Raw genomic sequence first — 12,552 nt, 5'->3', positions numbered from 1 at the left:
GAGAGCGCTCCCCCAAACCCCCGACCGCCAGGTATGGTGCGGTCATGATCAGGCGGCTGCCCACCCTGGAGGACGTGGCACGGGAGGCCGGAGTCTCACGCGCGACCGTCTCCCGGGTCATCAACGGCGTACGCAATGTCGACCCCGCCATCCAGAGCGTGGTGATGGAGGCGGTCGCGCGGACCGGCTACGCACCCAACAGGGCCGCACGCTCCCTCGTGACCCGCCGCGCCGAGACCATCGCCCTGGTCGTCTCCGGCGCCGGCGACGAACCCGAGAACGAGCAGGGCTCGTTCGCCGCCCGCATGCTGGCGGACCCCTTCTTCGGCCGGGTCGCCGGAGGAGTCATCGACTTCCTGCGCCCGCGCTCCATGCACCCGGTCCTGATGTTCGCCGACTCCGAGGCGACCCGCGCCGAAGTCGTCGCGTACCTGCGCCAGGGCAGTGCCGACGGCGCCCTGGTCGTCTCCACCCACGCCGAGGACCCGCTGCCGGAACAACTCGCCGACGCGAACCTGCCCTGCGTGCTCTTCGCCCGCCCGGCACGCCCCGTCCCGGTCAGCTACGTCGACCTGGCCCACGCCGACGGCGGCCGCCTCGCCGCCGAGCACCTCCTCGCCCGCGGCTGCCGACGCCTGGCGACCGTCACCGGCCCCCTGGACGTACCCGCCGGACAGGACCGCCTCGCCGGGTTCCGGGACGCGCTCGCCCGGCACGGGCACCCGTACATCCCGATCGCCGAAGGCGGCTTCACCTACGACAGCGGCGCCGCCGCGATGACCCGCCTGCTGGCCGAACACCCGCGGATCGACGGCGTGTTCGTGGCCAACGACCTGATGGCACAGGCCGCCTGCGAGGTACTGCGAGAGTCCGGCCGACGCATCCCGGACGACGTGGCCGTGGTCGGCTTCGACGACTCCAGCGCCGCCCTCGCCTGCCGCCCGGCGCTCACCACCGTCCGCCAGCCCATGGAGGACATGGCGGGCAGGATGGCGCAGCTCCTCCAGGAACACGTCGAGGGCGCCCGCACGGAACCCACCTCCGTCATCTTCGAACCGGAGCTGGTGGTCCGCGATTCGGCGTGAAAAATGGTGCCAGGTCCGTCGCGCGGCGGGGCTGGATGCGCGCGACGGACCGGGCGGTCGGGGAAGTCGGATCAGGTCGGTTCAGGTCACGGCAGCTTGTAGTCCGGGCCCAGCGCCGCGCCCCGCTCGGGGCGCGTCTCGTCGTAACCCCGTGCGTTGCACTGGAGCCCACCCACGACACAGTGCTGGACCAGCGCGGCCAGGGTCGGCTCGTGCCAGGCGTTGAAGAAGTCGTAGTGGAACGAGTAGCCGCGCCCGCTGGCCAGCCGGACCTGGGACATGTCACCGTCCACCGGGAAGGCCATCTTGAACTCGATCATCGGCAGGGCCACCGGATGGCTGGCCGGGCAGATGTCGTTGTTCGTACCGGGCTTGACCACCGGATAGGCCATGTGGCTCTGGTGGTCGGGGGTGTCCAGGTACCGGCCGTCCCAGCAACTCGGCGCCTGCATCCGGATGTTCAGCTGCGTGTTCTCCGGGCAGTGCTGCGGGAAGTCGACGTTCATGTAGCTGTCGCCGCACTCCCAGCCCTCCACCCAGCCCGGGTGGTTCCGGAACTCCTCGGCACTCTGCATCGGAGAACCGACCACGAACCGCAGCCCCTTGGGGAAGGGCCGCACACTGGTGTAGTCGGTCACGCCGGACTTGTAGTAGATGACCTGCGGCCCGACCGGCAGCACCTTCCGGTCGCCGTCGTACAGCGACGGCATCCAGTACCCCGACGCGTCGCCCGGCGCCAGACAGCTGGTGGCGCCGCCGAACAGGGAATCGGTGGTGCTGTTCGCGTCCGTCGACCTGTTGCCCATGAAGGTGTGGTCGTGGGAGCGGCCGGGCTGGCCAGGGTAGACGATCGGGTCGTCGGCCGCGGTGTGGGTGACCTCGCAGTTCGCCTGGAACTCGTGGAAGTAGGCGGGCGCGGGCTCCTTGTCGGACGGGGTGACTCCGGTGACCGGTGGGTTCGCCGGGATGTAGCCGTCGCCGTCCGGATCGTCGCCGGACGCCTCGGCGGAGGCCGCCATGGCGTGTCCCGCGTGCGCGGCGGCCGGGGCCGCGTCGGTGCCCGAACCGGGCCCGGAGGCCAGGGCGGTCGACCCCACGCCGAACAGAGCGGCGATCAGCGCGGTCGCGACCAGCACCGCGGGCAGCGGTTTGGTTCGTCGTCTCATGACAACTCCTCGGGATTCTCGGGTGGTCAGCGGTAGATGCCGAACTCGAACAGGGAGTAGCCCCAGCCGGTGCCGCGCTCGGTCAGATGCAGCCGCACATGACGGGCCGTGGTCGCGGCGAACTCGATGCTGTCGACGTCGCCGTTGCCGCTCGTCGTGGCGTGCACGGTGCGCCAGTCACTGCCGTTGTCGGACACCTGCACCTCGTACGACTTGGCGTAGGCGGGGTCCCAGACCAGCTGGACCTTGCCGACCGTGGTGGCCGCGCCCAGGTCGACGGAGATCCACTGCGGGTCGCTCCAGTCGCTGGCCCAGCGCGTGCCCGTGTCACCGTCGACGGCCTTGGCGGGCGTGCACGGGCAGTCGCCGTACTCCTTCTGGTACGAGGAGGCCGTGACCGTCTTGTTCAGCGCGAGGTTGGTGCCGGACACCGGCGGCGGGACGACCTTGACCGACCTGGTCTCGATCCCGGCGTTGCCGTGCCCGTCCTCGGACTGGATGTAGACCTTCCAGACGCCCAGCTTCTCCGGCGCGGTGACGGCGAAGGTGCCGTTGCCGGTGGACCGCCACTTCGCCTCCACGAGCCGCTTGTCACCGCTCGCGTAGTTGCCGCTCAGGAAGATCTTGTGGGTGAGGGTGTCGTTGTCGGGGTCGCGGATGTCGGCGCGGACGGTGAACTCCTGCCCCGCGGGCGCCGCGGAGGCCGACGACACGGACATGTCCGTGATGACCGGTGGGGTGTTGTCGCCCGCGGTGGAGCCCGCGTACGCCTGCTTCACGGCGTAGTAGGACAGCCGCTTCAGCCCGTCCGGCAGCAGGTTGAACCAGACACCGCCGAAGTCGTGCTCGACGCCGTAGTGGAAGAGCGTGGCGCCCAGAGAGACGCCCTGGTGCCCGGTGACGCAGTTCCACGCACGGGTGTACCCGTCGCGCTTCTGCACGTCGGTCGGCTCGTCGGGAACGCCGTTGGCGTCGTCCGGGACCTCCCACTCACCGGCCGGACCGCCCTCGGTGATGATGTACGGCTTGGCGTAGCCGCCCTCCTGCCAGTCCTCGCGGACCCCGCAGATGTCGCCGTAGGCGTTGACCGCGTACAGGTCGAGGTCGGGGGCGTTGCGCTTGTAGTACGGCCAGGCTCCGGTCCAGGCGTCGGTCGAGGTGACCGGGTGGTCGGGGTCGATCGTGTGGATGCGCTTGGCGACGTCGTTGACGAACGTGGTGTACGCGTTGCGCTGGCGCTCCAGCTCCTCGCCGCTGTAGCAGTTCTGCAGGCCGAGCACGGACTCGTTGCCCACGTTCCACAGCAGGGTCGCCGGGTGGCTCTTGTACTCCTCGACCCACTTGGCGAACTCGGTGAGCATGTTGCTCTTGTAGGCGTCGTCCGTCACGTAGTTGACGCAGCCGCCGCTGCCGGGACCGCCGCCCGGCTGCAGCCAGAAGCCGTTGATGACGCGGATGCCGTGGGCGGCGGCCGCGTCGAGCAGCGGTTTGGTGGAGCCGTCGGTGCCCCAGGTACGGATGGTGTTGGCGCCCATGGACTTCACGTCCGGCAGGTAGCGCGCGGCGTCCGCGACGGCGGGACCCCAGGTGAGGCCCTTGACGGTGTAGGGGCGGCCGTCCACGGTGAGCTGCCAGTTGCCCTGCGTGCCGGTGACCGCGACGGCGCCGCCGCCGGGCAGCGGGTCGTCGTCGCCGGCCTCGCCGTAGACCTGGAACTCCCACAGGGAGTAGCCGTAGCCGCCGGGGCGGGCGGTGCCGTACATGCGGACGTAGCGGGCCGAGCCGGAGACGGCCAGTTCGTCGGTGCCGCCGTTCCCGTCGGTCACGGAGGCCAGGGTGCGCCAGTCGTCGCCGTTGTCGGAGCCCTGGATCTCGTAGGCCTTGCCGTAGGCCGCCTCCCAGGTCAGGACCACGCGGCTGAGGCTCCTGCGCTCGCCCAGGTCGACCCGGATCCACTGCGGGTCGCTCCATTTGCTGGCCCAGCGGGTGCCGGTGAGATCGCCGTCGACGGCGGCCGAGGCGGGGTAGGCGTCACCGTCGCCCTCGACGGAGGAGGCGGTGGCGGTGCGGCCCTGCGACAGCAGCGTCTCGGCCGCGTGTGCCTCCGGGGCCGTCAACACGGTCAACGACGAGGCCAGCAGGGCCATGAGGGCGAGGAGCAGGGTTCCGGCTCGTGTGCGGGTGAAGGGGTGGGTGTGGGGTCTGAACACGTTCTCTCCTGAACGAAAGGAGGGGCTCGGCGTCCCGTGCCGATTGGAGAGCGCTCTCCCGGAGACTGCCGCCCAGACATGGGCGTGTCAATCCGTTGGACAACAACTCCTGGTGTTGCGGATGGGATTGAGGTCGCGAGCGCCGGAAGAGGCCCGCATTGACAGGGCGGGGCATCCCCGCTCACCATTCGGAGAGCGCTCTCCCAGCCGGGGAGGCGCGGCACAGGGGGTGGGATGACCGAGGAAGAACGCGCACGGCTGGCCGACAAACTGGACCTGCGCCAGAAGATCCGGCTGCTCACCGGGGCCACGACGTGGCGCACACACGCCGAACCCGTCATCGGCCTGGCCGCGATGGCGACCTCCGACGGCCCGGCCGGGGTGCGCGGTGAGGCGTGGGACGAACGCGACACCTCCCTGCTGCTGCCGTCCGCCTCGGCGCTGGCGGCGACCTGGGACGAGCCGCTGGTCGAACGCCTCGGCGCACTCCTCGCGACGGAGGCCCGGCGCAAGGGCGTGGACATGGTCCTCGCCCCGACCCTCAACCTCCACCGCACCCCGCTGGGCGGCCGCCACTTCGAGTGCTTCTCCGAGGACCCGCGGCTCACCGCCCGCACCGGAGCCGCCCTGATCCGGGGCATCCAGAAGCAGGGAGTCGCCGCCACCGCGAAGCACTACGTCGCGAACGACTCCGAGACCGACCGGCTCACCGTCGACGTACGGGTGGGTGAACGGGCGTTGCGCGAGGTGTACTTGGCACCCTTCGAAGCCGCGGTGGAGGCCGGGGTGTGGGCCGTGATGGCCGGGTACAACGGCGTCAACGGCGCCACGATGACCGAGAGCCCGCTGCTGGCCGAGCCGCTGAAGGGGGAGTGGGGGTTCGACGGGGTGATCGTGTCCGACTGGGGTGCGGTACGCAGCACCGCGGCCAGCGCCCGCGCGGCGCTGGACCTGGCGATGCCCGGCCCCGGGGGCCCGTGGGAAGAAGCCTTGCTGGACGCCGTGCAGGACGGCTCGGTCCCGGTCGAGGCCGTTGACGACAAAGTACGTCGACTCCTGCGCCTCGCCGACCGGGTAGGGGCGCTGGGCGAGCGGGCGACGCACAAGCCCTCAGGCGGACGGGCGTTGCTGCGACAGGCGGTGGCCGCGGGCTCGGTGCTGCTGCGCAACAACGGCGTACTGCCCCTGAACCGCGAGGAGTTGGGGGCGGTGGCGGTGATCGGCGCCCATGCGGCACAGCCGCGCACGCAAGGGGGCGGAAGCGCGGGCGTCTTCCCGGAACGCCTGATCACCCTGGTGGACGGGATCCGTGACGCGCTGCCCGCCGGGGTGCGCTTGCTCCACATCCCGGGCCCGGCCCTGGACGCCCCTCCGCAGCCGCTGGAGGCTGCCGGCTGCCGCGATCCGCGCACGGGCGCGCCGGGGGTGCTGCTGCGCGTGCTGGACGCCGACGGCCGCGAACTGCACGCGGAACACCGCACGTCGGCCCGGCAGTTGGAGCCGCCGCTGCCGCAGGGGGCGCACACGGTGGAGATCAGCGCCGTGCTGCCGACCGGAGACGGCGGCGAGTGGTGCTTCGGCGTCGGCGGATTCGGGCGGATGACGCTCACGGTGGACGACCGCGCGGTGGTCGAGGGGGAGTTCCCGCCGCTGACCGGCGACCCGGCGGTCGTGCACGTCAACCCGCCGTGCCAGTACGGGCGGACGACACTTCCGGCCGGACAGGAGGTACTGGCCGTGGCCCGCCGCGAACTGGCGCCTGGCACGGGCCGGGCGACCCTGCTCACGGCGGCCCCGCCCGCCCCCGACCCCGATGCCGCCCTCGCCGCCGCCGCGCACGCGGCACGCGAGGCGGACGTGGCCGTGGTGGTCGTGGGCACCACGGAGACCAGCGAGTCCGAGGGCCACGACCGTACGACCCTGGCCCTCCCGGGCCGTCAGGACGACCTGGTCCGCGTGGTCCGCGCCGCCAACCCGCGCACGGTGGTCGTCCTGAACACCGGGAGCCCGGTGGAACTGCCCTGGCGGGAGGAGCCCGGAGCGATCCTGCTCGCCTGGTTCCCCGGCCAGGAGGGCGGCGCCGGCGTCGCCGACGTGCTCTTCGGCGACGCCGAGCCGGGCGGACGGCTCCCGACGACCTGGGCCGCCACGAGCGAGGACCTGCCGGTGAGTGCGACCCGCCCGGACCGGGGCGTCCTCGCGTACACCGAGGGCCTGCACATCGGCTACCGCGCCTGGCTGCGGACGGGCCGCCGACCCGCGTACTGGTTCGGACACGGTCTGGGCTACACGACCTGGGCGTACGAGGAGGTGACCCTCCACGGCGACGCCGACCGCCGCCTCGCCGCCCACGTCCGCATCCGCAACACCGGTCGCCGCCGGGGGCGTGAGGTGGTCCAGGTGTACCTGTCCCTGCCCGCCTCCCGGGTGGAACGACCGCACCGCTGGCTGGCCGGGTACGCGTCCGCCGAGGCGGATCCGGGGGAGACGGTCACCGTGCCGGTGCGGCTGCCGGTGCGGGCCTTCCAGCACTGGTGCGAGGAGTCCGGGGCCTGGCGCGTCGAGCCGGGGGAATGGCAGGTACTGGTGGGCAGGTCGGCGGGGGAGCCGGTGCTGCGGGCGACGGTGGACGGGAGACTGCTGGACCCGGCGTGAGACCCTCCGTCGGGGCAACCGCCCCGGAGCACGTCGGGCGAGTCGACCCCGAGCAGGCGCCCCCTCACGCGGCGAAGGCCCGCGCCGCCCCCTTGAAGACCTGTCTGGCATGCCAGTCCCGATGGGTGTCGGCGACCGGGCGGACGCCGGGCCGCGGCCCCAGCACGGGGCGGCCCGAGAGGGAGACCACCTGGTCGTGGGCCGTGGGGCCGCGTCCGGAGAACAGCCGGGAGACCTGGATGCGGTGGCCGTCACCTATGCCGAGGACGCCCAGGTCGAAGAGCTTGTGGTGCAGGGAGCACAGGCACAGGCCGTTGTCGACCTCGTCCGGTCCGTCGTGGGCCCACCAGCGCACATGGGCGGCCTCCAGGCCGACGGGCGTGCGGTCGAGCACGCCGTCGTAACCGCAGAAGGCGCACTGGTACTCGTATGCGGTCAGGACCAACTCCCGCATACGGCGGTCGCGTTGCCTGCGTTCGCGGCCCGCCGGTGGGTATGCCTCCGCGGGCTCCAGGTCCAGTCCGGCCGCCTCGCACAGGTCGGCGTGGAGGGAAGGCGGGAAGTTCAGGTCCAGCAGCACTCTGGCCATACGGGGCAGCAGTGAGGGCTCACGGGACAGCGCCGCGCGCAGGTCCGGAGCCAGGCGTCCGGTCGCGCCGCTGGAGCGCAGTTCACCGATGAGCGGTCCCGGACTGCCCGTCCCGGCGTCGGTGCGCACCTCCCACACCTCGTCGCCGGTGAGGTGGTGGAAGGGGTACGCGGGGGTGGTCGGGCGCGGGGGACCGTACTCCGCCAGCAGGCGCTTGAGGTCCTCCTCCACCGCGCTGTAGCGCAACTCGCCCTCGCCGTCCTCCTGGAAGCGGCCCAGCGCGTACAGCAGGAGCAGCGGTTTGTGCGGCGCCCGTACCCCGTCGCGCCTCCATTGCCGCAGACCCGCGGCGCGCTCCAGCCAATCCATGACGCGTGATCGTAGCGAGCCGCCCCGGCCGGCGTCGGCCACGGCGACGGTCCGGCGCTCCGGGTCCACGGCGGCCACCCGGGCCACGCGCAGCCGTACGCCGGTGCCCGCGAAGACGTCGGCGAGCTTCGGGGCCGCGACCTCCTGGCCGGTCGCGAGCTGGTGCAGCCGCATTCGCTGGACGAAATCCGGTACGGCGTTGACCACGGTGATCTCGGTGTCGGCGGGCGACAGCCGCCGGGCCAGGGTGCCGGCCGTGAACGCTCCGGCGTACCCGGCGCCGAGGACGACGATGCGGTGCTTCATGGGATTCTCCCGTCGGTTCGCTTGGTCTCGTGACTTGAGCGGGGCAGCGGCCCGATTCCTGACAGATGAGCTGTGTGGCCTGCGTCACAGTGCCCCGTACGGCGTTTGCGATCGAGAAGTTCAGAGAGGTCTCGCCCCTTCGTGGCCGGGCTGCGGGGGTTCGGGGGATTGACAGGGGCCCGCCTGTCGACACAGTCTTTGGCAACGTTGTCATCCGGTTCGGCATCGGCGTACGAACCGGTTGGGCCTGTGCTTTCTGATGGGATGTCGCACACATGGCAGATCAGTCGGGCCCGTCGCGCGTTCCGCCGCGACGGACCGTTGTCACCACGGGGACCACGCTGCTGGCCGGGTGCGGCTGGCGTGCCGAGGGCGGTGACCCGCAGTGGATCACCGTCGACCTCCAGGCGGTCTGCGAGGTCACCGACATCCGCCTGACCTTCGAGGCCGACGCCTCCGATCCGGTGTACGCCCCCGGCCGCGGATCCCGGCTGAGCCACTCGCTGGTCTTCTCGGTCGAGACCTCCGACGACCACACCTCCTGGGCCACGGCGTACCGCACCACCACGGGCACCGGCGGCGTGGTGAACATCCAGCTCCCGGGCCCCCGTCCGGCCCGCTGGGTACGTCTGACGTCCCGCAAACGCTCCAGCCCGCTGCCCCTCGGCGTCGAGGCCTTCGAGGTGTACGGCACGCGCGGCCTCGCGCACACCGACCGGCCGGACCGGGTGTCCCGCCCGCCGTCGGAGGAACCCGACTGGCGGCTCCTCATGCTCGACTGGGTCGACACGGAGGGCGCCACCCTGTCGACCGTCTCCGTGGACGCCCGTGACTGGCTCCCCGTGACCCGGTGACGGACCCAAGTCGCCGAGTGCCGCGTATTGACGGCACGCCATCAAATGTGGGCACTTACCTACTGGTAACTACCCGGCGGAGAGATCGGCGGTGCGCACGTGAGTGGCAGGACGCGGTCGTGGTGGGGATGGGGCTACGTCGAGGACGCGGTGACCGGCGCCGAGCGCGCCGAACTCACGCGCCGCGCCTCGGAACTGATGCCCGGCGCGGATCTGACCGTGCACGAGGCGCCGCCGGTCGAGGCTTTCGACGTACGCCCGAGCAGGGTCCAGGCGCCGCCCTCACTCGCGGCGCTCGTGTCCGAGGACGCGGCGGACCGGCTGGCCCACAGCCACGGGCAGGCGTTCCGTGACGTGGTGCGGGCGCTGCTGGGCCGACTGCCGTACGTACCCGACCTCGTCGTGCGGCCCACCTCGGAGGAGCAGGTCGTCCAGGTACTGGACTGGTGCTCCGAGGCCGGTATCGCGGTCGTTCCCTTCGGGGGCGGTTCGTCCGTGGTCGGCGGGGTCGAGCCGCGCGTGGGGGACGATTACAACGGCGTGGTCAGTCTGGACCTCACGGCCATGAACAGGGTCCTCGACGTCGACCCCGCCGGCCGGGCGGCGCTCGTCGAGGCCGGTGCCTTCGGGCCGCACCTGGAGGAGCAGTTGCGGCCCAAGGGCTACACCCTGCGCTTCTTCCCTCAGTCCTTCGAGTTCTCCACGCTCGGTGGCTGGCTGGCCACCCGCGCGGGCGGGCACTTCGCCACGCACCTCACCCACATCGACGACCTCACCGAATCCCTGCGCGTCATCACCCCCGCGGGTGCGGTCGAGTCCCGTCGGCTGCCCGCCTCGGGCGCCGGGCCCTCCCCGGACCGGATGTTCCTCGGCTCCGAGGGAACGCTCGGCGTCATCACCCGGGCATGGGTCCGCCTCCAGGACCGGCCGCGTTGGCGGGCCGGTGCCTCGGTCGCCTTCGCCGACTACGGCGCGGGAGTCCTGGCCGTGCGCGCGCTGGCGCAGTCCGGGCTGAACCCCGCCAACTGCAGACTCCTGGACCCGGTGGAGGCGTTCCTCAACGCGGGCTCCCCGACCGCCGTCCTGGTGCTCGGCTTCGAATCGGCCGACCACCCCGTCGACGCCTGGCTGGACCGCGCACTGGAGCTGTGCCGCGACCACGGCGGAACGCTGCCCGAACCGCCGCGGCGCAGCGCGGACATGGACGGATCCGCGCGCACCGACGCCGCCGACACCTGGCGCTCGTCCTTCCTGCGCATGCCGTACCAGCGTGACGCGCTCGCCGCGCAGAGCATGATCGTGGAGACGTTCGAGACGGCCTGCACCTGGGACCGGTTCGACAGCGTGCGCGCGGCCGTCGACGACGCGGCCCGGGACGCCCTGCGCCAGGTAGCTGCGGAAGGCGTGGTGACCTGCCGGTTCACCCACGTCTACCCGGACGGGCCCGCACCCTACTTCGGTGTCTACGCCGCCGGCCGCTGGGGCAGCACGGTGGAGCAGTGGGACGAGATCAAGAGGGCCGTCTCCGAGGCGCTGATCACGAGCGGCGCCACGATCACCCACCACCACGCGGTGGGCCGCGACCACCGGCCCTGGTACGACCGGCAGCGCCCCGATCTCTTCGCCGCCGCGCTCCGGGCGGGCAAGAAGGCCCTCGATCCGTCGGGGATCCTCAACCCCGGGGTGGTCGTGGACCCCTTGCGCTGACCGGCGTGCCTACTTCAGGTGGGCGAACACGACCAGGTTGTCGGTGTAGTCCTTGGCCGAGCGGTCGTAGTCACCGGCGCAGGTGATCAGGCGGACCTCGGGGCGCGGGGTGTCGGCGTAGACCCGGTCGTTGGGGAAGTCGTCCTTGGCGAAGGTCTCGACGCTGTCGACGACGAAGGACACCTTCCGTGCGTCGGCGCGCTTGACCTCGAAGACGTCACCCTTCTTCAGCTCGTCCAGACGGGCGAAGACGGCGGGCGAGGTGGCGGTGTCGACGTGCCCGGCGATCACGGAGGTCCCCAGCTCTCCGGGGGTGGGTCCCTTGGCGAACCAGCCGACGAGGTTGGTGTCGTCGGCGGGCGGGGCGTTGAGCTGGCCCGAGCTGTTGATGGCCAGGTCGGTGAAGGGGGCGTCGACGGAGATCTTCGGGATGAGCAGCCGTACGGGCTTGGAGCGCGGGAGGTGCTTGGCGACGGGACGGCCCGTCTGCCGGGCCGACTCACGTACGGCCGGCTGGCCCGCGGGGGGTGCCGACGCGGTGGCGCGTACGGACGGTGATGCGGTGGCGCTCGCGGACGGCGGCGTGCTTGCGCGTACCGACGGCGGTGCGGTTGCGCGTACCGACGGCGTCGCGGCGGGGGTGGTGGACGGCTCGTCGTCGGTGAACACGGTCATGGCGAGGACCGCGAGGCCGATGACGGCCACGACCAGCACGCGAAGGTTGAGTCCGCTCTGCGGGCGGGGGGGCTCGGCGTCGGGGCTGTCGGAGGGACGAGTCGTCATGGGGGGTCCACCTCACCTGGGTGCGGCAGTCGTGCGGTCGGGCTGATGCGGATGGTCCGGACGGCCGGACCGGGGGAAGGCCGTGCGGCCGCCACGCGGCACGTGCGTGGCGGCCGTGGTGGCTATCGCGCCGGGCACGGTCAGGCCACGGAGGTCGCGGACTTGCGGCGGCGCGCCGCGTACAGGCCCGTGCCGGCGACCGCCAGGACCGCCAGACCGCCCGCGGTCACCGTCGGCCCGGCCAGTGCGCCGCCACCGGTGTGCATGCCGCCCTTGGGCTTGTCGTGGTCGCCCTTCCAGGAGTGGTCCTTCTCGTGCTTACCGCCCCACGAGTCCTCCTTCTTGTCGTGCTTGCCGCCCCAGTCCTCCTTCTCGTGCTTGCCGCCCCACGAGTCCTCCTTGTCGCCGTAGTCCCGGCCGCCGTCGCGCTCCCGGCTGTACGAGGAGTCCTCGTGGTCCTCGGGCGCGGCGAGGGCGACGGGGGCGCTGAGGACGACGGCGGCGGTGGTCGCCGCTGCGGCGAGCAGTGTGCGTGCAGTGCGCATCGGTGGATCCCTTTCTGCCGGGGCGGGTGGCTGATGCCGTGTCAACTGGTTCCGGTGCCGCCTCGACGTGATCCACGGTCAGCGGGGAATCGGCACCTCGCCACTTGGAGCCGTCCGCAGGGTGACGTGCCCCTCCGCCACCTGCCGCGCCGTCAGGCTTTGGCCTGACCTGACGGGCCGTCGGCGCGAATCACCCCCGCGTCCCCGGAACCCCTCGCGGAGCCGCCGAGTTGACCGAGTGACCCGTGCCCGAAGGAACCGCCCACGGGGCCGGTCCGCGTGG

Annotated in this window: 9 protein-coding genes; 4 read left to right on the top strand and 5 right to left on the bottom strand. The window is 72.1% G+C overall.

All coding sequences use genetic code 11. The features are described 5' to 3' along the window. Positions 1-44: 44 nt before the first annotated feature. Positions 45-1,085 carry a LacI family DNA-binding transcriptional regulator gene (locus ACZ7L7_RS13625; protein WP_453601467.1) on the top strand — a complete coding sequence of 347 codons (1,041 nt, stop codon included), beginning with the start codon at positions 45-47 and terminating at the stop codon, positions 1,083-1,085. An 86-nt stretch (positions 1,086-1,171) separates the two neighbouring features. Here the strand turns inward: ACZ7L7_RS13625 and ACZ7L7_RS13620 are convergent, their stop codons facing one another. Both ACZ7L7_RS13620 and ACZ7L7_RS13615 read right to left on the bottom strand, forming a co-directional pair. Further along, the gene (locus tag ACZ7L7_RS13620; protein ID WP_453601464.1) at positions 1,172-2,251 is read right to left on the bottom strand and encodes a DUF1996 domain-containing protein; all 1,080 of its coding nucleotides are present in this window, start codon (positions 2,249-2,251) and stop codon (positions 1,172-1,174) included. 26 nt (positions 2,252-2,277) lie between these two features. Continuing rightward, positions 2,278-4,398, bottom strand: coding sequence for a discoidin domain-containing protein (locus tag ACZ7L7_RS13615; protein ID WP_472076038.1), 2,121 nt, complete (start codon positions 4,396-4,398; stop codon positions 2,278-2,280). A 297-nt stretch (positions 4,399-4,695) separates the two neighbouring features. Here ACZ7L7_RS13615 and ACZ7L7_RS13610 point away from each other — a divergent pair, with 297 nt between their 5' ends. Next, complete coding sequence (locus tag ACZ7L7_RS13610; RefSeq protein WP_472075869.1) at positions 4,696-7,116, top strand: glycoside hydrolase family 3 C-terminal domain-containing protein; 2,421 nt, start codon at positions 4,696-4,698, stop codon at positions 7,114-7,116. A gap of 64 nt (positions 7,117-7,180) precedes the next feature. Here the strand turns inward: ACZ7L7_RS13610 and ACZ7L7_RS13605 are convergent, their stop codons facing one another. Beyond that, a complete protein-coding gene (locus ACZ7L7_RS13605; protein ID WP_471429809.1) occupies positions 7,181-8,074 on the bottom strand; it encodes a phosphorothioated DNA-binding restriction endonuclease in 894 nt (297 codons plus the stop codon). 581 nt (positions 8,075-8,655) lie between these two features. Between ACZ7L7_RS13605 and ACZ7L7_RS13600 the strand changes: the two genes are divergently transcribed. Both ACZ7L7_RS13600 and ACZ7L7_RS13595 read left to right on the top strand, forming a co-directional pair. Further along, a complete protein-coding gene (locus tag ACZ7L7_RS13600; protein WP_285512481.1) occupies positions 8,656-9,234 on the top strand; it encodes a galactose-binding domain-containing protein in 579 nt (192 codons plus the stop codon). Positions 9,235-9,333: 99 nt separating this feature from the next. Continuing rightward, a complete protein-coding gene (locus tag ACZ7L7_RS13595) occupies positions 9,334-10,941 on the top strand; it encodes an FAD-binding oxidoreductase (RefSeq protein ID WP_285512480.1) in 1,608 nt (535 codons plus the stop codon). Positions 10,942-10,950: 9 nt separating this feature from the next. Here ACZ7L7_RS13595 and ACZ7L7_RS13590 read toward each other — a convergent pair whose 3' ends face one another. Next, a complete protein-coding gene (locus ACZ7L7_RS13590) occupies positions 10,951-11,724 on the bottom strand; it encodes a class F sortase (RefSeq protein ID WP_285512479.1) in 774 nt (257 codons plus the stop codon). Between the two features lie 140 nt (positions 11,725-11,864). Beyond that, complete coding sequence (locus ACZ7L7_RS13585) at positions 11,865-12,269, bottom strand: hypothetical protein (protein WP_285512478.1); 405 nt, start codon at positions 12,267-12,269, stop codon at positions 11,865-11,867. Positions 12,270-12,552 lie beyond the last annotated feature (283 nt).

It is taken from the genome of Streptomyces sp. NPDC110618 (genome assembly GCF_055657065.1).
This window is presented reverse-complemented; position numbering and strand designations above follow the sequence as displayed.

Excerpts from the sequence above, each read along its gene's own strand:
- ACZ7L7_RS13615 (WP_472076038.1), bottom strand. The coding sequence starts at position 4,398 with ATGGCCCTGCTGGCCTCGTCGTTGACCGTGTTGACGGCCCCGGAGGCA.
- ACZ7L7_RS13625 (WP_453601467.1), top strand. The coding sequence starts at position 45 with ATGATCAGGCGGCTGCCCACCCTGGAGGACGTGGCACGGGAGGCCGGA.
- ACZ7L7_RS13590 (WP_285512479.1), bottom strand. The coding sequence starts at position 11,724 with ATGACGACTCGTCCCTCCGACAGCCCCGACGCCGAGCCCCCCCGCCCG.
- ACZ7L7_RS13620 (WP_453601464.1), bottom strand. The coding sequence starts at position 2,251 with ATGAGACGACGAACCAAACCGCTGCCCGCGGTGCTGGTCGCGACCGCG.
- ACZ7L7_RS13585 (WP_285512478.1), bottom strand. The coding sequence starts at position 12,269 with ATGCGCACTGCACGCACACTGCTCGCCGCAGCGGCGACCACCGCCGCC.
- ACZ7L7_RS13610 (WP_472075869.1), top strand. The coding sequence starts at position 4,696 with ATGACCGAGGAAGAACGCGCACGGCTGGCCGACAAACTGGACCTGCGC.
- ACZ7L7_RS13600 (WP_285512481.1), top strand. The coding sequence starts at position 8,656 with ATGGCAGATCAGTCGGGCCCGTCGCGCGTTCCGCCGCGACGGACCGTT.
- ACZ7L7_RS13605 (WP_471429809.1), bottom strand. The coding sequence starts at position 8,074 with ATGGATTGGCTGGAGCGCGCCGCGGGTCTGCGGCAATGGAGGCGCGAC.